Genomic DNA, 20,793 nt, shown 5'->3' with positions numbered 1-20,793 from the left:
GCGCGCAGCCAGCCGACAACCCAGGGAAGGAGCCCACAACAATGACGAAGCCGACCACATACCTGCCCAAGCGCGCACTCATCGCCGCCGCGCTCGTCGCGAGCGGCCTCTTTGCCGCCGCCGGCGCGCATGCCGAGTCGCTCGACGCGATCGTCAAGGCGGTCAAGTTCGACGATATCGCCGACATCGGCAAGCAGCTCAAGAGCGGCAAGCTCGATCCGAACACGCTCGCGCCGAACGGCGACCCGATCCTCGTGATCGCCGCGCGCGAGAAGTCCGACAAGGTTGCCGCCGCGATCGCCACGACGCCGAACGTCGACCTCGAGAAGGAAGACAAGGCCGGCGAGAACGCGCTGATGCTCGCGTCGCTGAACGGCGACGTCGGGCTCGTCAAGCTGCTGATCGACAAGGGCGCGGAAGTCAGCAAGAAGGGCTGGGCGCCGCTGCACTACGCGGCGACCAACGGCCAGGACGAGGTCGTCAAGATCCTGCTCGACCACGACGCGTATATCGACACCGCATCGCCGAACGGCACGACGCCGCTGATGATGGCCGCGCGCGGCAACCACGCGACGACCGTCAACCTGCTGCTCGACCAGGGTGCCGATCCGCAGGTGAAGAACCAGCTCGGCATCACCGCGCTCGAGTTCGCGAAGCACTACAAGGCGCCGGACGCAATCGACATCCTGAGCAAGCGGACGGTGCGCGTCGGTGCGTCGGCGCCGGCAGATGCCCAAAAGAGTGCAAAATGACGGTTTTGGCGCGGTGGCGCAGCGCCCGGCCGTCCGGAACCCGGCCGGCCGCGGGCGTCCGGCTGCCGCGCCGGTCAGCGCAGCAAGCGGCCCGGGGCCGCATTGACATAAGGAACACCATGTTGCGGGCTATGTTTTGTGCCGCGGCGTTCGCCGTGCCGTTGTCGGCGGCGGCTTTCACGGGCGCGGATCTCGACCGGCTGTGCGCGAAGACGGACGTCAAGTCGCGGGCGTCGTGCGCCGCCTACATCGAAGGCGCCGCCGATGGCGTCTACAACACGATCGACGCGATCGGCGGTACCACGGGGCCGCGCGTCGGGCAGTATTTCTGCCTGCCGCCCGACATCCGGGCGCAGCAGATGACCGACGCGGTGCGCAAGTACATCGCGGAGAACCCGAAGCTGGCCGACTACAACGCGAGCACCGCGGTGTCGCTCGGTCTCGGCAAGGCGTTCCCCTGCAGGGGCGGCAGCTGATCTGACGCCGGGGCCGGGCGCGCGCGTTGCCCGGACGTCGCCGACGCATCCAGGACGAGGCCGCCGCGCCTCATAACCGAAGCATTCCCGGGCGCCGATGATTTCAATCGAGGAATTGCAGCGCATCGCCGATGCGCCGTTGCATGCGTGGCTCGGCACGCTGGGCGTGTCGGTCATCGTCGTGCTTGTCGTCGTGATCGTGCACCGTGTCGGCGCACGCATCGTCAAGCGCATCGCGCAGCCGTATCCGTTGATGAGCGTGATCCTGCGTTACATCGACAAACCTTCGCTCGTCACGCTCGCGCTGCTCGCGCTCGAGTTCCTGTGGATCCAGGCCGACGAGGGCATGTCGTTCGTGGGCGGGATGCGCACCGCGGCCGCGGTCGGCTCCATCGTGTCGCTGACCTGGCTGCTGGTGCGGCTCGTGGCCGGCGTCGGCGACGCGATCATCCAGGCCCATCCGATGGATGCGGCCGACAATCTCCACGCACGGCGCGTCCACACGCAGGCCAAGGTGCTCGTGCGGACCGTCATGGTGCTGATCGTGATCATCGGCACCGGCGCCGCGCTGATGACGTTCCCGAACGTGCGCCAGGTCGGCGCGAGCCTGCTGGCGTCGGCCGGCGTCGCGGGGCTGGTTGCCGGCATCGCCGCGCGGCCGGTGCTCGGCAACCTGATCGCCGGGCTGCAGATCGCGCTCACGCAGCCGATCCGGCTCGACGACGTCGTCGTGATCCAGGGCGAGTGGGGCCGCATCGAGGAAATCACCGGCTCGTTCGTGTCGGTGCGGCTGTGGGATCAGCGCCGGCTCGTCGTTCCGCTGCAGTGGATCATCGAAAACCCGTTCACGAACTGGACGCGCAGCAGCTCGGAGATCATCGGCACGGTGTACCTGTCGGTCGACTACCGCACGCCACTCGCGCCGCTGCGCGAGGAACTCGCGCGGCTCGTCCATGCGGCGCCCGAGTGGGACGGCCGCGTGCAGGTGCTGCAGGTGACCGACGCGACCGAACGCACGATGCAGTTGCGCGCGCTCGTCAGCGCGGCCGACTCGTCGGCGTGCTGGGATCTGCGCTGCCGCGTGCGCGAGGGCTTGATCGCCTATCTGCAGGCGCGTTTTCCGCAATGCCTGCCGCGCAGCCGGATGGAACTGTATCCGCACGATTCGGCGCTGGACGAGCCGAGCCCCGAACGACCGCATGCGCGGCCGCCCGCCGCCAGCACGGCAGCCAACACCGCGGCCGATCCGAAAGCCACCGAAGGCCGCTGAACGCGTGCCGGTACCCGCCGCCATTTTCTTTCCATGACCGCGCTGAACACGCTCGCCATCGCCAACTACCGCTCGCTGCGCGAGCTGATCGTGCCGCTCGCGGCGCTCACCGTCGTCACGGGGCCGAACGGCAGCGGCAAGTCGAGCGTTTACCGCGCGCTGCGGCTGCTCGCCGATACGGCGCAGGGGCGCGTGATTCCGTCGCTCGCGCGCGAAGGCGGGCTGCCCTCGACGCTGTGGGCCGGCCCCGAGCGCTTTTCGCGCGCGATGCTGAGCGGCGAGACGCCGGTGACCGGTACGGTGCGCAATGGACCGGTGAGCCTCAAGCTCGGTTTCGCGAGCGACGATTTCGGTTATGCGATCGATCTCGGCCTGCCGGTCCCGAGCCGTTCGCAGTTCGCGCTCGATCCCGTCGTGAAGCGCGAATGCATCTGGGGTGGCGCGCTGTTGCGCCCGTCGACGCTGCTGGTCGACCGGCAGGGCGCGCAGATTCGCGCGCGCGCCGGGTCGGGCGACTGGCACACGGTGCCGCAGCCGGTCGCGAGCTTCGACAGCATGATGACCGAGTTCGCCGATCCGGTCGGCGCGCCAGAGATGATCGCGGTGCGCGAGCGGATCCGATCGTGGCGCTTCTACGACCATTTCCGCACCGATGCGCAGGCGCCGGCCCGGCAGTCGCACATCGGCACCCACACGCCGGTGCTCGCGGACGACGGCGCCGACCTGGCCGCCGCGCTGCAGACGATTCGCGAAATCGGAGATGCCGCGGCGCTCGACGCGGCGATCGATGACGCGTTCCCGGGCGCATCGATCGACATCGACAATCCGGGCGGCCGCGGCCGCTTCGACGTGCTGATGCGCCAGCCGGGGCTGCTGCGGCCGTTGTCGGCCGCCGAGCTGTCGGACGGCACGCTGCGCTATCTGCTGCTCGCGGCCGCGTTGCTGACGCCGCGGCCGCCCGCGCTGATGGTGCTGAACGAGCCGGAAACGAGCCTGCATCCCGATCTGCTGCCGGCGCTCGGCCGCCTGATCGCGCAGGCCGCGCAGCGTTCGCAGGTGCTGGTCGTGTCGCACGCGGCGCGGCTCATCGCGACGCTCGAACGCGAGGCCGGCTGCGAGTCGCTGGTGCTCGACAAGCAGCTCGGCGCGACCGTGCTCGTCGACGCGGATACGCGCGACCTGCCGCCGTGGAAGTGGCCGTCGCGCTGACGGGCGGCGCGGTGCGCGCGTGGCCCGTCAGCGGTGGGCCGTCGGTCGCTCGCCCTCGGATGCCCGTCGCGCCGGTCCGGCCGCCTCGAAGCTGGTACGGGCGGCCCGCGGGCGAATGTATCCTGTCTGTAACAACGCCCATAAAATGAAAGTCCGGTGCTTCCGGGCATCGGGATCGCGAATAATAATGAGATATTTGGCTGGCGCGATGCCGGCCGCATGCCGCACGGAGCGCGGCGTGCACCAGCCCCCGTGGCGGCTGACCGAGGACACAGGAGACGTGGACCATGAGAATTGCCCAGATCGCCCCGCTGACCGAATCCGTGCCGCCGAAGCTGTACGGCGGCACGGAGCGCGTCGTGTCCTACATCACCGAGGCGCTCGTCGACCTCGGCCATGACGTGACGCTGTTCGCCAGCGGCGATTCGACGACCCGGGCCAGGCTCGAACCGGTGTGGCCACGCGCGTTGCGGCTCGACTCGTCGATCCGCGATCGCGTCGCCCCGCACATGCTGCTGATGGAGACGGTCGCGCGCCGCGCGAAGGATTTCGACGTGCTCCATTTTCACATGGACTACTACTCGTTTTCGGTTTTCAACCGGCAGGACACGCCGTACGTGACGACGCTGCACGGCCGGCTGGATCTGCCCGAGCAGCAACCGGTGTTCGACACGTTCAACACCGCGCCGGTGATCTCGATCTCGAATTCGCAGCGCCAGCCGCTGCCGCAGGCGAAATGGCTGACGACCGTGTACCACGGCCTGCCCGACGCACTGTACCTGCCGCAGCCCGTCGAGCCGCGCTATCTCGCGTTCCTCGGCCGTATCTCGCCGGAGAAGCGGGTCGACACGGCGATCCGCATCGCACGCCAGTGCGGGCTGCCGATCCGGATCGCGGCGAAGATCGACGCGGCGGACCAGGAATACTTCGAACGCGAGATCAAGCCGCTGTTCGCTCTCCCGCACGTCGAATACATCGGCGAGATCGCCGACCACCAGAAGGCCGAATTCCTGTCGGGCGCGCATGCGCTGCTGTTTCCGATCGATTGGCCGGAACCGTTCGGGCTGGTGATGATCGAGGCGATGTCGTGCGGCACGCCGGTGATCGCGTTCAATCGCGGCGCGGTGCCGGAGGTGCTGGACGAAGGTGTGTCGGGCTTCATCGTCGAGGACGAGATCAGCGCGGTGGCCGCGGTGAACCGGCTGCACCTGCTGCCGCGCGCACGCGTGCGGCAGCGCTTCGAGGAGCGCTTCACTGCGCGGCGGATGGCGCAGCAATACGTCGACGTGTACCAGTCGCTGATTCGCGCGCAGAAGCGTTCGCGCTTCAAGGTGATCGATTCGACGACCTGACGCGCCACGCGCGCGGATAAAAAAACGGCGATGCCCGCAAGGACATCGCCGTTTGCACGTTGCCCGCGCGCGGTGCGCACGGGCGAGGACGCCTCGGCGTCAGATCTTCAGCTTCGTGACCTTCGTGCCGTTGATCGACACGTCGCCCATCAGGCCGGCATTGGTCAGCACGACGACCTGGACCGGCGCGGTGGCCGTGGTCGTGTCGACCGCGCCGTTCGCGCCCATCTTCACGAGCGCGACCGATGCACCGGCGCCGGCTGCCCAGCCGTCCGAGCCGCGGAATTCGTCGAGCGCTTCCTGCGTCATGAACAGGAACACGATCGCCTTCGACTGCGCGCCGGCCTGCAGGCCGACCGACAGCGACGACGTGTTGTAGTAGCCGACCGTGCTGCCACCGACGCGCAGTGCGCCGTTGCCCGACTGGCCGCCGACGATGAAGCCTGCCTGGATCACGTCCGGGAACACGAGCACGCCGCGCGACTTCGCGACGAGTTCGCGCGAACCCTTGACCGTGGAATACATGCGCGACAGCGTTGCGTCGACGCTCGAATCGATCGCCTGACGCTTCGACGCGTTGGTTGCGGCATTGTCGGGCTTGTCGGGGGTGGTGGTGCAACCGGTGAGCGCAAGGCTACCGACGACAAGCGCAGCGGCGGCTTTCAGCACAAGATTCCGTTTTTGCATCGTTCTTCTCCATCGGATGACGTTCGGAGTGAGTCTCGCTCAAGGAGCGGATCACGTCGGCAGTTATATCACAGCGGATTACAATCCCTTTTCGTTCGCGCGTGAAAAAGCGTCAAATCGTTTTGGGGTGTCGCGGCGCGCCAACGGACGGACCGGCGCGCGTACGGCCATACGTCGTGCGGCCGGCCGGGGGGGCAGGAAAGGGGAAAGGGAAGCGGTTGCTGCGCGTCAGTGCGGCGTGACGGGTGGTGCCGGCGGGGCAGGCGGTTTGATCGGCGGGCGCCGCAGCGCGCGGCGGATCAGCGCGATCACGACCCCGCACGCGAACAGGAACGCGGCCGGCACGACCCAATAGCCGACGAATGCATGCCACAGATAACCGGCGAGCGTATTGCGGCGCACCACGTATTCGTCCCGGGCTGCCTGCTGACGTGCCGCGTTGGCGGCCAGCACGTCGGCCGGGCAGCCGGCGGCGCGCGCCGCGTCAGGATCGCCGTGGCACTTCGCGGCGGCGCCTGCCGCCTGCTGCGCATCGGTGAGCTGCCAGGTGGTCAGCGCGAGCTGCAGGTCGGCCTTGTTGTACGCCATTTCCTCGCGGATCTCGCGCACGGCGACGATCGCGACGGGCACGGCCCAGAACACGATCACGATCAGCCAGCGGCGGAACCAGCGGTGTTGTCTCCATGCCATCCATGCCTCCGTTTGACGCGGTGTGCGCGTCCGTCTCGAGGGCGGCCCGATGGCGCTTCTTGTACTTGGATGGGCCGCGTTGCAGCCATCATAGAAGAAATCGCGGCGAATTGCCGCACCATGTGGCGGCATTCGTGCGGCGCGTGTAAGGAAGCGGGGTGGGAGGGTGGTGGAGCATGTCGCAACGGCGACGATGCCGTTGGCCGGACAGCGCGGTGACGCATCCGGCGTCGTCGCGCGCGTCGATGCGCGTGCAACGAAAACAAAAATGCCGCGCCCGCCGAAGCGGTGCGCGGCATTCGCGCGGGAGCGCCGGAACTCAGGCGGCCGGCTGGCTGCTCAGGCAACTCTTCATGAATGCCTTGCGGTCGTCGCCCTTCTTGTCGGCGGCCTGGGTGTTGCAGGCCTTCATCTTTTCCTGCTGCGACATCTTCTTCGCGGGCTTGGCCGACAGGCAGTCCTTCATGAACGCCTTGCGTTCGTCGCCCGTCTTGCCGGCGGCCTGGGTGTTACAGGCCTTCATCTTGTCCTGCTGGCTGTTCGCCGCGAAAGCGGGGGAAGCCAGCATGCCGCCGAGAAGGACTGCGGCTACGAGCGATTGGATTTTCATTTCGACACTCCCATGGGGTGAATTGCGTTTTATATCGACGCCGTCACGAAGCCCGGCGCAACGGGAACAGGGTCACATCGCGCCGCGCGCTCCGATTATGGCAAATCAATGTGAAAACACCAAAACGGCATACCTATAACGCGGCGGGCAACGCGGCCGTTGACGGCGTGCGCACGCCGGCGATCGGGACAAACCATGATGCGACGCGTTCGGCTCCGGGCGCGCGCACGGGACCTACCGGATGCCGGCCGCGAGCGATTACAATCGCGGCCATGAATATTTCGAACACCGCAACTCCTTCGTCCGCGCCGGCGCTGCCGCGCATCGCCGTACTCGCCACTGGCGGCACGATCGCCGGCGCCGCGCCGGACGCCGCCAGCACGGCCGGCTATCAGGCCGGCGCGCTCGGCGTCAATTTCCTGCTCGACGCGGTGCCGGCGCTTGGGTCGGTCGCGCGCATCGATGCCGAGCAGGTCGCCAGCATCGACAGCAAGGATCTCGCGCTGCCGCTCTGGAATACGCTCGCCGCGCGCATCGACGCGCTGATGGCCGATCCGGCGATCGACGGCATCGTGATCACCCACGGTACCGACACGCTCGAGGAAACCGCGTACGCGCTGCATCTGGTCGTGACCGGCGACAAGCCGGTCGTGCTGACGGCCGCGATGCGGCCGGCCACCGCGCTGTCGTCCGACGGGCCGCTGAACCTGCTGAACGCGGTGACGGTCGCCGCTCACCCGGCCGCGCGCGGGCAGGGCGTGCTCGTCGCGTTCAACAACCGGATCCACGGCGCGCGCGACGTCGTGAAGACGAGCACGTACGCGGTCGACGCATTCCAGTCGCCGGAACTGGGCGCGCTCGGCTGGGTGCAGGACGGCCGCGTCGAATTCGCGCGCCGCGTGACGCGCTCGCGCGATGCGCACCTGGCGATTGCTGCCACGTGGCCGCCGGTCGAGGTCGTCGCGAGCTATGCGGGCGTGACGCGCACGGCCGTCGACGCGCTGGTGGCGGCCGGCGTGCGCGGCCTCGTCGTGGCGGGCACCGGCAACGGGTCGATCCACGCGACGCTGCAGGCGGCGCTCGCCGATGCGGTGAAAGCGGGCGTCGCCGTGGTGCGTGCGTCGCGCGTCGGCTCGGGGCACGTGATGCGCAACGGCGCCGCGAACGACGACGTGCTCGGTTTCGTGAGCGCCGGGTCGCTGAGCCCGTTCAAGGCACGCGTGCTGCTGATGCTTGCGCTCGCGAACGGCATGCACGGACGCGACGCGCTGCAACGCGCATTCGATACGCTTTGACCGCTGTACGCCGATCGGGCGGCGCGCATGAAGAAAAGGCAGGCCATCGGCCTGCCTTTTTTTGCGTCAGTACTGCGCGAATGCTCAGGACTGCGGCGGAATCACGAGCTTCTGACCCGGATAGATGCGGTCCGGGCTCGACAGCATCGGCTTGTTCGCCTCGAAGATCGCCGGGTACTTGTTCGCGTCGCCGTACACTTCCTTGGCGATCGCCGACAGCGTGTCGCCCGGCTTCACATCGTGGTACTGAACTTCCGGATCGTCCGGCTGCAGATCGTCGTCGTTGACGCCCGCGACGCCTTGCACGTTGCCGGCCGCGACCTTGACCTTCGCCTTCGTGTCGAGGTCGGCGACGCTGCCCGACAGCGTGACGGTGCGCGATGCGCCGTCGAACGCCACGGTCAGGTTCGACGTGTCGAGACCTTGCGTGTTGATGTAGTTCTTGATCGCATCGGCCGCGGTCTGGTTCGCGGCATTCGGATCTTCCGCTGCTTGCGCATCGGCGTGACCCAGCAGTTTTTCACCCGCCTCTTTGATAAACGAAAGAAGACCCATCGTTGCACTCCCTAGGTGGTTGAAAAGAAAACGCGCCGTGAAGTGGCGAAAAAAACACCGCGCTGGGCGCGATCACGGGAGTGAGCGCAAGCGCGGCGGATTTCTCGAAAGGCGTGGCGAAAGTGTAGGCGTTCATCGCGACGATTGCATGAAAAATCGCACGCCCGAACGTAAAGAAATGTAATACGCGAAATCCGACAGGCGGACACCCGACGACGACGTCTGACCGACCAAGGCTTCCCCGGCGTCGCCGGGTGCCGCTGCGGACCCCACCACGCCGCTCTCAGCCCAGAGCGGCGTTTTTCGCCCCGCCGCGCACGCATTTCAGCAATACGCGGCGGGGCGCCCCATCGTGATGCACGCACAGGCATGCATCGATGCGACCGGCCGTGGCCGGATCGCGTGTGTGCGTCGCGCGTTCGCCGTTGCAGCGAAACGCGCGTCGTTGAGTCGGCGTTACGCGGCCGGCGTCTGGCCGATCTCGAAGTTCGACATGATCTCGAGCGCACGCACGAGTGCCGAGTGATCCCACGCCTTGCCGCCGTGCGATGCGCACACGCTGAACAGCTGCTGTGCGCTCGCCGTGTGCGGCAGTGCGAGGCCGAGCTTGCGTGCACCGTCGAGCGCGAGGTTCAGGTCCTTCTGATGCAGCTCGATGCGGAAGCCCGGATCGAACGTGCGCTTCGTCATGCGCGCGCCGTGCACTTCGAGGATGCGCGACGCGGCGAAGCCGCCCATCAGTGCCTGGCGTACGCGCTCCGGATCGGCACCCGAGCGTGCGGCAAACAGCAGCGCTTCGCCGACCGCTTCGATGTTCAGCGCGACAATGATCTGGTTTGCCACCTTGCAGGTCTGGCCCGCGCCGTTGTCGCCGACGAGCGTGATGTTCTTGCCCATCTTCTCGAACAGCGGCTTCGCACGCTCGAAGGCCTTCTCCGGGCCGCCGACCATGATCGTCAGCGTCGCTTCGCGGGCGCCGACTTCGCCGCCGGACACCGGTGCGTCGAGGTAGTCGCAGCCGAGCGCGTTGATCTGTTTCGCGAATTCCTGCGTGTCGAGCGGCGAGATCGAGCTCATGTCGATCACGAGCTTGCCGGCCGAGAGGCCCTTCGCGACGCCGTCGTCGGCGAACAGCACGTTACGCACGTCGGGCGTGTCCGGCACCATCGAGATGATGATGTCGGCGTTCTGCGCGACTTCGGTCGAGTTTGCGACGACCTTCGCGCTGGCGCGCAGGTCGTCGGGAATCGGGAACGCACCGTTCACGACGAGCTGATGATCGCCCTTGAGCAGGTTGCGCGCCATGTGCGCGCCCATGATGCCGAGGCCGATGAAACCGATGGTTGCCATGTGAAAGTCTCCTATAGGGGCGTATGTGGGAATGCCGCTGGAAGGGCGGGCCTCAGGCTGCGCGACGCGCCGAGCCCGATGCGCAGCCGGCGACGCTTTGCAGCCAGCCGAGGCCTTCCGTCGTGGTGGTGCGGGGCTTGTATTCGCAGCCGACGTAGCCGGCGTAGCCGAGCCGGTCAAGCAGCGCGAACAGGAACGCGTAATTGATCTCGCCCGTACCCGGCTCGTTGCGGCCCGGGTTGTCCGCGAGCTGGACGTGGCCGATCGATGCGAGGTTGCGTTCGATCGTCGCGGCCAGTTCGCCTTCCATGCGCTGCATGTGATAGATGTCGTACTGCAGGAACAGGTTGTCCGAGCCGACCGCGCGGATCACGTCGAGCCCTTCTGACGAGCGGTTCAGCGCGAAGCCCGGGATATCGAAGCTGTTGCACGGCTCGACGAGCAGGCGGATGCCTTCGCGCTTGAGCGCGTCGGCGGCGAAGCGCAGGTTGTCGACGATCGTGACGAACGTCTTGTCGCGCGCCGTGCTCGCCGACGGGATGCCGACGAGGCAGTTCAGCTGCGGCACCTTCAGCGCCTTCGCGTACTCGATCGCACGTCCGACCCCTTCCTGGAACTCGCCGACGCGATCGGGCAGGCACGCGATGCCGCGCTCGCCCTGATCCCAGTTGCCCGCGGGCAGGTTGTGCAGCACGAGGCGCAGGCGATGCGTCTCGAGCCGCTCGGCGAGTTCCTCTTTCGCGTACGGATACGGGAACAGGAACTCGACGGCGTCGAAGCCCGCGTCGGCGGCCGCCTTGAAGCGGTCGAGGAACGGCACTTCGTTGAACAGCATGGTCAGGTTTGCAGCAAACTTCGGCATGAGCTAAGCCTCTTCGGTCGGTCAGTCAAAAAATGTCGTGCGGATCAGTCGAGCATCGAGATCGCGGTCGGCGCGTGTTCGGCCTTCTCGGCGAGTTCCTCGAACTCGTTGATCGCGTCGATTTCGGTGCCCATCGAGATGTTCGTCATGCGCTCGAGGATCACTTCGACGACGACCGGCACACTGAACTCTTCCGCGAGCGTTTGCGCCTGACGCAGCGCCGGCTCGATCTCTTCCGGCTTGAACACGCGCAGCGCCTTGCAGCCGAGGCCTTCGGCGACCGCCACGTGGTCGACGCCATAGCCGTTCAGCTCCGGTGCGTTGACGTTGTCGAACGCGAGCTGCACGCAGTAGTCCATGTCGAACGCACGCTGCGCCTGGCGGATCAGGCCGAGGTACGAGTTGTTCACGACGACGTGCACGTACGGCAGCTTGAATTGCGCGCCGGCGGCCAGCTCCTCGATCATGAACTGGAAGTCGTAGTCACCGGACAGTGCGACGATCGGACGGCGCGGGTCGGCCGCACGCACGCCGAGCGCGGCGGGGATCGTCCAGCCGAGCGGGCCGGCCTGGCCGCAGTTGATCCAGTTGCGCGCCTTGAACACATGCAGGAACTGCGCGGCGGCGATCTGCGACAGGCCGATCGTGCTGACGTAGCACGTGTCGCGGCCGAACACCTTGTTCATCTCTTCGTACACGCGTTGCGGCTTGACCGGCACGTTGTCGAAGTGGGTCTTGCGCTGCAGCGTGCGCTTGCGTTCCTGGCACTCGGACACCCATGCGCTGCGATCCTTCAGCTTGCCGGCGGCCTTCCATTCCTGCGCGACGGCGACGAACAGTTCCAGCGCGGCCTTCGCGTCCGACACGATGCCGAGATCCGGGCCGAACACGCGGCCGATCTGGGTCGGCTCGATGTCGACGTGCACGAACTTGCGGCCCTTCGTGTAGACCTCGACGCTGCCCGTGTGGCGGTTCGCCCAGCGGTTGCCGATGCCGAGCACGAAGTCGGACGCGAGCATCGTCGCGTTGCCGTAGCGGTGCGACGTCTGCAGGCCGACCATGCCGGCCATCAGCGGGTGGTCGTCGGCAATCGCGCCCCACGACATCAGCGTCGGGATCACGGGCACGCCGATCGTTTCGGCGAACTGGACGAGCAGGTCTTCGGCCGCCGCGTTGAGCACGCCGCCGCCCGACACGATCAGCGGCTTGTCCGCGTCGTTGAGCATTGCGAGCGCCTTCTCGATCTGCGCGCGGGTTGCCGCGGGCTTGTAGACCGGCAGCGGTTCATACGTGTCGATGTCGAATTCGATCTCGGCGAGCTGCACGTCGATCGGCAGGTCGACCAGCACCGGGCCCGGGCGGCCCGAGCGCATCAGATGGAACGCCTGCTGGAACACGCGCGGCACCAGCGCCGGCTCGCGCACGGTGACGGCCCACTTGGTGACGGGCTTCGCGATCGACTCGATGTCGACGGCCTGGAAGTCTTCCTTGTACAGGCGCGCACGCGGTGCCTGGCCCGTGATCGCGAGGATCGGAATCGAGTCGGCCGACGCGGAGTACAGGCCGGTGATCATGTCGGTGCCGGCGGGGCCCGACGTGCCGATGCACACGCCGATGTTGCCCGGCGCGGCGCGCGTGAAGCCTTCGGCCATGTGCGACGCACCTTCGACGTGGCGGGCAAGCACATGGCTGATGCCGCCCGACTTGCGCATCGCGGAATAGAACGGGTTGATTGCTGCGCCCGGCACGCCGAACGCGGTCTGGATGCCTTCCTTCTCGAGCACGAGTACGGCTGCGTCGACGGCTCTCATCTTGGCCATGAATGTCTCCTTGAATGTGCGGATCTTGCGAATCGGTCTGTTGGGAACACTTTAGGGATGCAAGAAAGGTTTGATAAGATCAGCCGAAGTTACTTATTTCGAAACTAAAAGTATGGAATGACGGCCGGACGGGGTTTTTCCGCCGGTGTCGGAGCCGGGATGGAGACGGGAGATGGATCGTTTCAAGCAGATCGAGACGTTCGTGCGAGTCGCGGACGCGGGCAGCCTCGCGGCGGCCGCGCTCGAGGAGGGTGTGTCGCCGGTGGTGCTGGGGCGGCGCATCGACGCGCTGGAGAAGCGCCTCGGCGTGAAGCTGATGTACCGCTCGACGCGGCGGCTGGTGGTCAGCGAGGAGGGCGCCGCGTTCCTCGAGCGCTGCCGCGGGCTGTTGTCCGAATGGGACCAGGCCGAGAACGAACTGGCCGCCGGCCGCCGCGCGGTCAGCGGGCACCTGATCGTGTCCGCGCCAGCCGCGTTCGGCCGCAAGCACGTGGCGCCGCACGCGCCCGGTTTCCTCGCCGACAAGCCGGAAATGCAGCTGTCGTTCAACCTGACCGATCGTGTCGTCGATCTCGTGCGCGAAGGCTACGACCTGTCGATCCGGATCGGCGGCTCGGTCGACCCGAACTTCGTCGCGGTAAAGCTCGCGTCGAACCGGCGCGTCGTGTGCGGCACGCCTGACTATTTCCGCCGCCACGGCCGGCCGAAGTCGCTCGACGACCTGCTCAGGCACAACTGTCTCGCGTTCAACCTGCAGGGGGGCCAGAACCGCGGCTGGTATTTCCAGCGCCACGGCAAGATCGTGACGATGCGGGTGGCCGGCAATCTCGACTGCAACGACGGCGAGCTGCTGCATCGCTGGGTAGCGGAAAGCCTCGGGCTCGGCTGGCGCTCGACCTGGGAAATCGCCGCACAGCTCGAGACGGGCGAACTCGAGACGGTGCTCGACGAATATGCGCTGCCCGACTACGACATCCTCGCGGTCTATCCGCAGCAGCGCTACGTGCCCGCGCGCGTGCGCTACTTCATCGACTACCTGCGCGAAGCGTATGCGCGCCCCGGCTACTGGAGCAGCACGCCGTAACGGGCGCGGCAGGTTCCGGCATTTTTTTGCGCATCATCGGCTTCATGCGGGAATAAACTCGACGCAGCGGCGGTAAGGTCATCGAGTGCGCACGCTGCCGGTCTGTCCGGGCACCGGGCGCGGAACGGGCGCGGCTTCGGCCGCCGGGACCAGGGAGGCCATGTGGGGCAAGCCGGACAGGCGGTCGACGAACGGACGGAGGACGACGCGGTCGCGCGTGGCGAGCGGTTTCGCGCGCTCGTGTTGCCGCATCTCGACGCCGCGTACAACCTCGCGCGCTGGCTGAGCGGCAATGCGGGCGACGCGGACGACGTCGTCCAGGACGCGTGCATGCGCGCGCTGCGCTTCGTCGACTCGTGTCGTGGCGACAACGCGCGACCTTGGCTGCTGACGATCGTGCGCCACACCTGGTACACCGAGTGGCGCCGCCGCACCCACGCGCACGAGGTTGCATTGCCCGACACGCTCGACGACACGGAAGTGCCCGACGACTGGCAGCCGGCGACCGAGGATCCGCTCGCGCAGTTGCTGCGCGGCGAAAACGTGCGGCTGGTGAACGCGGCGCTCGCGAAGCTGTCGCCCGAATATCGCGAGGTGCTGGTACTGCGCGAGATGGAGGATTTGAGTTACCGCGAGATCGCGGCGATCGCCGACGTGCCCGTCGGTACCGTGATGTCGCGGCTTGCACGCGGCCGGCGCAGGCTCGCCGCGCTGCTGGGCGACACGGCGGCGGCGGCGTCGACGTCCAAACCCGCGCCGGGACGTGCGTCGGCAAGCGGAACCGCATCGGAGGCGATCGATGGACTGTAACGAAGCGCGAGCGTTGCTGGACGCGGATGTCGACCGCGAGCTGTCGGCGCCCGATGCATTGCGCATCCAGCGGCATGTCGAAGGGTGCGACGCGTGCCGCCGCGAACGCGAACGAATCGTCGCGCTGGGGCGGATCGTGGGGCAGGCCGACTATCATCGCGCGCCGGATGCGCTGCGGGCGAGCATCCTCGCGGGGCTGCCGGCGGCGGGTGGCGCGGGGGCGCGCAGGCAAGCCCGCGCGGAACCGGAGCCTGACGCAGCGGCGCGGCCGCGACCTCGACCGAACGGTCGCCGCTGGTTCTCATGGCCGACCGGGCGCGGCGAGCCGGCTCGCCCGGTGCCTGCCGGGCCGGGGCCGCGTGTCCCGGCGCTGCCCGGGCTTGGGTGGGGCGTGGCGCTGGTGATCGCGCTGGCCGCGGCCGCCGGAATGGTGGTGTCCGCGCGCCACGCCGAAACCGGCCAGACGGTCGACGAACTGGTCGCGAGCCACGTGCGGGCCGGCCTGTCGGCGCGCGACATCGACGTGATCTCGACCGACCGGCATACGGTCAAGCCGTGGTTCAACGGCCGACTCGACTATGCGCCGCCGGTCGAGGACCTGTCGGCGAGCGGTTTCCCGCTGGCCGGCGGCCGGCTCGACTACGTCGGGCGGCGCCGCGTCGCAGTGCTCGTCTACCGGTACCGGCAGCACGTGATCGACGTGTACGTGTGGCCGGCCGGCGTTGGGCGGCAGGGTGCGCCGTACGCGACCGTGTCGCAGGGTTACGCGCTCGACCGCTGGGATGCGGCCGGGATGACGTGGTGGGCCGTGACGGACGCCGAGCCGTCGGCGCTGGCCGCGTTCAGGACGGCGCTCGACGCGCGGCTGGGCGGGGCGCGCAGCGAGTGACGGCAGGTCGCGCCACCGGCCCGTCATCCTGCGCGCGACGCTCCGTCCCCGATTCTTGAGCGGACGCACCGACAGCCTTTTGAATTGTCGGCACCGTTCAAGTCTTTGAAAACATGGCCGAATCCGGTCGGAAATCGTCGATCGGTGTTGCATGCTCCCCGTATCCGGGTTAGAATCTTCGGCTTCTCACTTGCCACACCGGTTCAGACGCCCGGGTGGCTTCAATCCACAAGGAGTGTGTAATGCGTCATTACGAAATCGTATTCATCGTGCACCCCGATCAGAGCGAGCAAGTGCCCGCGATGATCGAGCGTTACAAGACCACGATCACGACGCACGGCGGCCAGATCCACCGTGTCGAAGACTGGGGCCGTCGCCAGCTGGCCTACATGATCGAGAAACTCGCGAAGGCTCACTACGTCTGCATGAACATCGAGTGCGACCAGACGACGCTCGACGAACTCGAACACGCGTTCAAGTTCAACGACGCCGTGCTGCGTCACCTCATCGTCAAGATGAAGAAGGCCGAGACCGGCCCGTCGCCGATGATGAAGGAAGTTCAGCGCGAAGAAGCCAAGAAGGCGGCCGCAGCTCAGCCGACCGAAGCGCAGGCTTAAGTTCGTCACTCATTAAGCCATCAAGGAGCGCGTCACTCACGTGAACAGGTTGCAATTGACGGCGAGCGTCGTCGAACGCGCACCGGTGCGATATACGCCGGCAGGTGTTCCGATCGCAAGCGCCACGTTGCATCACCGCACGGAAGTCGTTGAAGCAGGCATTCCCCGTCAGGTCGAAATGACGATCGAGGCGGTGGCGGCCGGTGAGGCGAGCGGCAAGCTGGAAAGCCGTGAAATGGGCGTCGAGACGCTGTTCACGGGCTTCCTGGCAAAGAAAAGCCGCAACGCGAGAACCTTGGTGTTTCACATCACTGCATTGCAGGACATAGGAAAGGACTGAAATCATGGCCCGCCCGACTGGTAAGAAATTCGACAAGCGTCGTCAGCAACAAAACCCGCTCTTCAAGCGCAAGAAGTTCTGCCGTTTCACGGCTGCCGGCGTCGAGCAGATCGACTACAAGGACACGGAAACGCTGAAGGACTTCATCGGCGAAAACGGCAAGATCACGCCGGCTCGTCTGACGGGTACGAAGGCGCACTATCAGCGTCAGCTGGACACGGCAATCAAGCGTGCGCGTTTCCTCGCGCTGCTGCCGTACACCGATCAGCACAAGGCGTAATCAGGCGACGCAATAAGGAGAATTCGAATGCAAATCATTCTGTTGGAAAAAGTCGCCAATCTGGGCAACCTCGGCGATATCGTCAAGGTCAAGGACGGTTACGCTCGCAACTTCCTGATCCCGAACCGCAAGGCTCGCCGTGCAACGAAGGAAGCGATCGCCGAATTCGAAGTTCGCCGCGCTGAACTCGAAAAGATCGCCGCTGAAAAGCTGGCGGCATCGCAGGCAGTCGGCGAGAAGCTGAACGGCCAGTCGTTCGAAATCACGCAGAAGTCGGGCGTTGACGGCCGTCTGTTCGGCTCGGTCACGAACGGCGACGTCGCGGAACTGCTGAAGAAGGCAGGTTTCGAAGTCGAGAAGCTGCAAGTTCGCATGCCGGAAGGCCCGCTGAAGATGATCGGCGAGCACGTCGTTCAGATCGCGCTGCACACGGACGTCATCGTCGACGTCACGATCAACGTGATCGGCGACCACGCGTAAGCGTACGCAGGCTTTCCGGGCGGCTTCCGTCGACCGGACAAGGGCAGGCGCCCGGGCAACCGGGGCCTGCCTTTTTTATTGCCCGATCGCCGGAGCGGTAGCGCTGCCGCGATCAATTCGCGATAATCCCAACCCATGAACGCGCCGCAAGATCCTCAAATCGAATCGCTGAAAGTCCCGCCACATTCGGTCGAAGCCGAGCAGTCGGTGCTCGGCGGCCTGTTGCTCGACAACGCGGCATGGGACCGGATTGCCGACTTCCTGTCGCAGGGCGACTTTTATCGCTACGACCATCGGATCATCTACGAGCACATCGGCCGGCTGATCGCGTCGACGCGCCCGGCCGACGTCGTGACCGTGTACGAAGCGCTGACCACGTCCGGCAAGGCCGACGACGTCGGCGGCCTCGCCTACCTGAACGCACTCGCGCAGAATACGCCGAGCGCCGCGAACATCCGCCGCTACGCGGAAATCGTGCGTGACCGCGCCGTGCTGCGCCGGCTCGTGTCGGTCGCCGACGAAATCTCGGCCGACGCGTTCAATCCGCAGGGCAAGGAAGTTCGCCAGCTGCTCGACGAGGCCGAGTCGAAGGTGTTCTCGATCGCCGAAGAAGGCGCGCGCGGCAACCAGGGCTTCCTCGAGATCGGTCCGCTGCTCACGCAGGTCGTCGAGCGCATCGACACGCTGTATCACACCGCGAACCCGAGCGACGTCACGGGCACGCCGACGGGCTTCGTCGACCTCGACCGGATGACGTCCGGGATGCACGGCGGCGAATTGATCATCGTCGCGGGGCGGCCGTCGATGGGTAAGACCGCATTTTCGATGAACATCGGCGAATACGTTGCGGTCGAGTACGGGCTGCCGGTGGCGGTGTTTTCGATGGAAATGCCGGGCACCCAGCTCGTGATGCGTATGCTCGGCTCGATCGGCCGCCTCGACCAGCACCGGATGCGTACCGGCCGGCTGACGGACGAGGACTGGCCGAAGCTGACGCATGCGGTGCAGAAGATGAGTGAGGCGCAGCTCTTCATCGACGAGACAGGCGGCCTGAACCCGATGGAATTGCGCTCGCGCGCGCGGCGTCTGGCCCGCCAGTGCGGCAAGCTCGGCCTGATCATCGTCGACTACCTGCAGCTGATGTCGGGCTCGTCGCAGGGCGAGAACCGCGCGACCGAAATCTCGGAAATCTCGCGATCGCTGAAGAGTCTGGCCAAGGAACTGGACGTGCCGGTGATCGCGCTGTCGCAGCTGAACCGCGGGCTGGAGCAGCGTCCGAACAAGCGTCCGGTGATGTCCGATTTGCGTGAATCGGGCGCAATCGAACAGGACGCGGACGTGATCCTGTTCATCTATCGTGACGAGGTCTACAACCCGGACAGCCCGGACAAGGGCACGGCCGAAATCATCATCGGCAAGCAGCGTAACGGTCCGATCGGGCCCGTTCGGCTCACGTTCCTGGGTCAATACACGAAGTTCGACAACTTTGCGGGGGCGCAGACCTTCTACGGCGAGTAACACTTCTTCGCCAGATGTAAACCGTTATTTCACCAAGCGTTGTATCCAATCCCGGCGCGCGCATATGCGCGCGTCGCGTCGCAACCGAAAACGGTACAATATCGCCCGTTTTCGTGACAGTCGTTTGACAATCTCTCAGGAATCCCATGTTCGGTCGATTCATGCCCACCGAGGGCAAGTTCTTTGAACTCTTCAACGCGCACGCGAAGCACATCGTTTCCGGTGGCCGCGAGCTCGAACTGCTGATCGACAATCTCGCCGACGCCGAGATTCACAAGCAAAACGTGCAGACCGCCGAGAAGGCCGCTGACAAGCTGACGCATGAAGCGATCGATCTGCTGCACAAGACCTTCATCACGCCGCTCGATCGCGACGAGATCCACAAGCTGATCACGACGATGGACGACATCCTCGACCTGATGGAAGACGTCGCCACGGCCGTGTCGCTGTACGACGTGCAGTCCGTCACGTCCGAGGCGAGCCAGCTCGCGCACATCGTCACGCAGTCGGCCCAGCACGTGCAGCAGGCCGTCGGATTGCTGTCGGACATGAAGCAGTCGGCGCAGATCCTCAAGCAGTGCGAGGAGATCGACCGCTGGGAGTCGGAAGCCGATCGCGTGCTGCGCGCGGCGATGTCGAAGCTGTTCCGCGAGGAAGACGACGTGAAGACGCTCATCAAGCTGAAGGCGATCTACGAGTTGCTCGAGGAGATCACCGACAAGTGCGAGGACGTCGCGAACATCATCGAAGGCATCGTGTTGGAAAACGCCTGAGCGGACCACGATGCATTCGATACAACTCGCCCTATGGATGGTCGCGACGCTCGTACTCGTCGCGCTCGTATTCGACTTCATGAACGGCTTCCACGACGCGGCGAACTCGATCGCCACCGTCGTGTCGACCGGGGTGCTGAAACCCCAGCAAGCCGTGGTGTTCGCAGCCGCGTTCAACGTCATCGCGTATTTCATCTTCCACCTGAAAGTTGCGCAGACGGTCGGTAAAGGCACGATCGACCCCGAGATCGTCGACCACTATGTCGTGTTCGGTGCGCTGGTCGGTGCGATCGGCTGGAACGTGATCACGTGGTATTACGGGATTCCGTCGAGCTCGTCGCACGCGCTGATCGGCGGCCTCGTCGGCTCGGCGCTCGCGAAGTCGGGCTGGAGCTCGCTGAACATCGACGGCCTGATGAAGACCGTCGCGTTCATCTTCATCTCGCCGCTGCTCGGCTTCATCCTCGGTTCGCTGTTCATGCTCGGCGTGTCGTGGCTGTATTTCCGTACCGCACCCAGCAAGGTCGACCGGCGCTTCCGCCGGCTCCAGCTGCTGTCGGCCGGTCTGTACAGCCTGGGCCACGGCGGCAACGACGCGCAGAAGACGATCGGCATCATCTGGATGCTGCTGATCGCGTCGGGCTATGCGTCGGCGACCTCCGATGCACCGCCCGCGTGGGTGATCGGCGCGTGCTACCTGTCGATGGGCCTCGGCACGCTGTTCGGCGGCTGGCGAATCGTCCGTACGATGGGCCAGAAGATCACGAAGCTCAAGCCGGTCGGCGGTTTCTGTGCCGAAAGCGGCGGGGCGATCACGCTGTTCATCGCGTCGTTCCTCGGCATTCCGGTGTCGACCACGCACACGATTACCGGTGCGATTGTCGGCGTCGGCGCGACGCAGAAGCTGTCGGCCGTGCGTTGGGGCGTTGCCGGCAACATCGTGTGGGCCTGGGTGCTGACGATTCCGGCGTCTGCGCTGATCGCCGCGGGCGGATGGTGGATCGGGCATCAGATCTTCTGATTCCGACGCTGCCGGACGACGCGACATGCGCCGCAAACCGAAAGGTTGCGGCG

At 66.2% G+C, this 20,793-nt stretch carries 23 protein-coding genes; 16 read left to right on the top strand and 7 right to left on the bottom strand.

The window, feature by feature from the left end:
• The first annotated feature begins 41 nt into the window (after window positions 1-41).
• The 5 genes from ACT2FV_RS26215 to ACT2FV_RS26195 all read left to right on the top strand — a co-directional run bounded on the left by ACT2FV_RS26215 (window position 42) and on the right by ACT2FV_RS26195 (window position 5,059).
• Window positions 42-752 carry an ankyrin repeat domain-containing protein gene (locus ACT2FV_RS26215; protein WP_059604214.1) on the top strand — a complete coding sequence of 237 codons (711 nt, stop codon included), beginning with the start codon at window positions 42-44 and terminating at the stop codon, window positions 750-752.
• Window positions 753-871: 119 nt separating this feature from the next.
• Window positions 872-1,228, top strand: a complete 357-nt coding sequence (locus ACT2FV_RS26210; RefSeq protein WP_006755340.1) for a Rap1a/Tai family immunity protein — start codon at window positions 872-874, stop codon at window positions 1,226-1,228.
• Window positions 1,229-1,325: 97 nt separating this feature from the next.
• A complete protein-coding gene (locus tag ACT2FV_RS26205; RefSeq protein WP_059604216.1) occupies window positions 1,326-2,498 on the top strand; it encodes a mechanosensitive ion channel family protein in 1,173 nt (390 codons plus the stop codon).
• 33 nt (window positions 2,499-2,531) lie between these two features.
• Entirely contained in the window at window positions 2,532-3,707 is a 1,176-nt protein-coding gene (locus ACT2FV_RS26200; RefSeq protein WP_124622584.1) for an AAA family ATPase, read from the top strand.
• A gap of 287 nt (window positions 3,708-3,994) precedes the next feature.
• Entirely contained in the window at window positions 3,995-5,059 is a 1,065-nt protein-coding gene (locus ACT2FV_RS26195) for a glycosyltransferase family 4 protein (protein ID WP_059604220.1), read from the top strand.
• Between the two features lie 99 nt (window positions 5,060-5,158).
• Here ACT2FV_RS26195 and ACT2FV_RS26190 read toward each other — a convergent pair whose 3' ends face one another.
• The 3 genes from ACT2FV_RS26190 to ACT2FV_RS26180 all read right to left on the bottom strand — a co-directional run bounded on the left by ACT2FV_RS26190 (window position 5,159) and on the right by ACT2FV_RS26180 (window position 7,046).
• Window positions 5,159-5,746 (bottom strand): BPSL1445 family SYLF domain-containing lipoprotein, encoded by a 588-nt coding sequence (locus ACT2FV_RS26190; RefSeq protein WP_059680074.1) that lies wholly within the window; start codon window positions 5,744-5,746, stop codon window positions 5,159-5,161.
• A 228-nt stretch (window positions 5,747-5,974) separates the two neighbouring features.
• A complete protein-coding gene (locus ACT2FV_RS26185) occupies window positions 5,975-6,436 on the bottom strand; it encodes a hypothetical protein (RefSeq protein ID WP_059464355.1) in 462 nt (153 codons plus the stop codon).
• A gap of 319 nt (window positions 6,437-6,755) precedes the next feature.
• On the bottom strand, window positions 6,756-7,046 hold the full coding sequence (locus tag ACT2FV_RS26180) for a PsiF family protein (RefSeq protein ID WP_044843641.1): 291 nt from the start codon (window positions 7,044-7,046) through the stop codon (window positions 6,756-6,758).
• Window positions 7,047-7,318: 272 nt separating this feature from the next.
• On the opposite strand from ACT2FV_RS26180, the gene ACT2FV_RS26175 reads away from it, so the two are divergent.
• Window positions 7,319-8,341, top strand: coding sequence for an asparaginase (locus tag ACT2FV_RS26175; protein WP_151050969.1), 1,023 nt, complete (start codon window positions 7,319-7,321; stop codon window positions 8,339-8,341).
• 84 nt (window positions 8,342-8,425) lie between these two features.
• On the opposite strand, the gene lysM is transcribed toward ACT2FV_RS26175, so the two are convergent.
• The 4 genes from lysM to gcl form a co-directional block, all read right to left on the bottom strand.
• Entirely contained in the window at window positions 8,426-8,896 is a 471-nt protein-coding gene (lysM, locus tag ACT2FV_RS26170) for a peptidoglycan-binding protein LysM (RefSeq protein ID WP_021162125.1), read from the bottom strand.
• Between the two features lie 456 nt (window positions 8,897-9,352).
• On the bottom strand, window positions 9,353-10,261 hold the full coding sequence (locus ACT2FV_RS26165) for a 2-hydroxy-3-oxopropionate reductase (RefSeq protein WP_260437096.1): 909 nt from the start codon (window positions 10,259-10,261) through the stop codon (window positions 9,353-9,355).
• Between the two features lie 37 nt (window positions 10,262-10,298).
• Window positions 10,299-11,108: a hydroxypyruvate isomerase gene (gene hyi, locus ACT2FV_RS26160; RefSeq protein ID WP_059604237.1), complete on the bottom strand. Its 810-nt coding sequence runs from the start codon at window positions 11,106-11,108 to the stop codon at window positions 10,299-10,301.
• Window positions 11,109-11,152: 44 nt separating this feature from the next.
• Entirely contained in the window at window positions 11,153-12,928 is a 1,776-nt protein-coding gene (gene gcl, locus ACT2FV_RS26155; RefSeq protein ID WP_444505108.1) for a glyoxylate carboligase, read from the bottom strand.
• Between the two features lie 172 nt (window positions 12,929-13,100).
• On the opposite strand from gcl, the gene ACT2FV_RS26150 reads away from it, so the two are divergent.
• The 10 genes from ACT2FV_RS26150 to ACT2FV_RS26105 all read left to right on the top strand — a co-directional run bounded on the left by ACT2FV_RS26150 (window position 13,101) and on the right by ACT2FV_RS26105 (window position 20,740).
• Entirely contained in the window at window positions 13,101-14,012 is a 912-nt protein-coding gene (locus tag ACT2FV_RS26150) for a LysR family transcriptional regulator (protein WP_059604243.1), read from the top strand.
• A gap of 162 nt (window positions 14,013-14,174) precedes the next feature.
• Entirely contained in the window at window positions 14,175-14,822 is a 648-nt protein-coding gene (locus ACT2FV_RS26145; RefSeq protein WP_444505107.1) for an RNA polymerase sigma factor, read from the top strand.
• A complete protein-coding gene (locus ACT2FV_RS26140) occupies window positions 14,812-15,711 on the top strand; it encodes an anti-sigma factor family protein (RefSeq protein WP_444505106.1) in 900 nt (299 codons plus the stop codon). The genes ACT2FV_RS26145 and ACT2FV_RS26140 overlap by 11 nt, the downstream gene beginning before the upstream one ends.
• Window positions 15,712-15,953: 242 nt before the next feature.
• Window positions 15,954-16,328: a 30S ribosomal protein S6 gene (rpsF, locus tag ACT2FV_RS26135; protein ID WP_006755436.1), complete on the top strand. Its 375-nt coding sequence runs from the start codon at window positions 15,954-15,956 to the stop codon at window positions 16,326-16,328.
• 40 nt (window positions 16,329-16,368) lie between these two features.
• Window positions 16,369-16,668: a primosomal replication protein N gene (priB, locus tag ACT2FV_RS26130; protein ID WP_006486250.1), complete on the top strand. Its 300-nt coding sequence runs from the start codon at window positions 16,369-16,371 to the stop codon at window positions 16,666-16,668.
• Between the two features lie 4 nt (window positions 16,669-16,672).
• Window positions 16,673-16,948 carry a 30S ribosomal protein S18 gene (gene rpsR / locus ACT2FV_RS26125; RefSeq protein ID WP_004193360.1) on the top strand — a complete coding sequence of 92 codons (276 nt, stop codon included), beginning with the start codon at window positions 16,673-16,675 and terminating at the stop codon, window positions 16,946-16,948.
• A gap of 27 nt (window positions 16,949-16,975) precedes the next feature.
• A complete protein-coding gene (gene rplI, locus ACT2FV_RS26120) occupies window positions 16,976-17,428 on the top strand; it encodes a 50S ribosomal protein L9 (RefSeq protein WP_059604251.1) in 453 nt (150 codons plus the stop codon).
• Between the two features lie 135 nt (window positions 17,429-17,563).
• Complete coding sequence (locus tag ACT2FV_RS26115) at window positions 17,564-18,946, top strand: replicative DNA helicase (protein ID WP_006486249.1); 1,383 nt, start codon at window positions 17,564-17,566, stop codon at window positions 18,944-18,946.
• A gap of 146 nt (window positions 18,947-19,092) precedes the next feature.
• On the top strand, window positions 19,093-19,719 hold the full coding sequence (locus tag ACT2FV_RS26110; RefSeq protein ID WP_044847234.1) for a DUF47 domain-containing protein: 627 nt from the start codon (window positions 19,093-19,095) through the stop codon (window positions 19,717-19,719).
• Window positions 19,720-19,729: 10 nt separating this feature from the next.
• Window positions 19,730-20,740 (top strand): inorganic phosphate transporter, encoded by a 1,011-nt coding sequence (locus ACT2FV_RS26105; RefSeq protein ID WP_059604254.1) that lies wholly within the window; start codon window positions 19,730-19,732, stop codon window positions 20,738-20,740.
• The last annotated feature ends 53 nt before the right edge of the window (window positions 20,741-20,793 follow it).

Origin of the sequence: Burkholderia sp. PR2 (assembly GCF_052372875.1) — a bacterium.
Taxonomy (GTDB): Bacteria; Pseudomonadota; Gammaproteobacteria; order Burkholderiales; family Burkholderiaceae; genus Burkholderia; species Burkholderia diffusa.
This window is presented reverse-complemented; position numbering and strand designations above follow the sequence as displayed.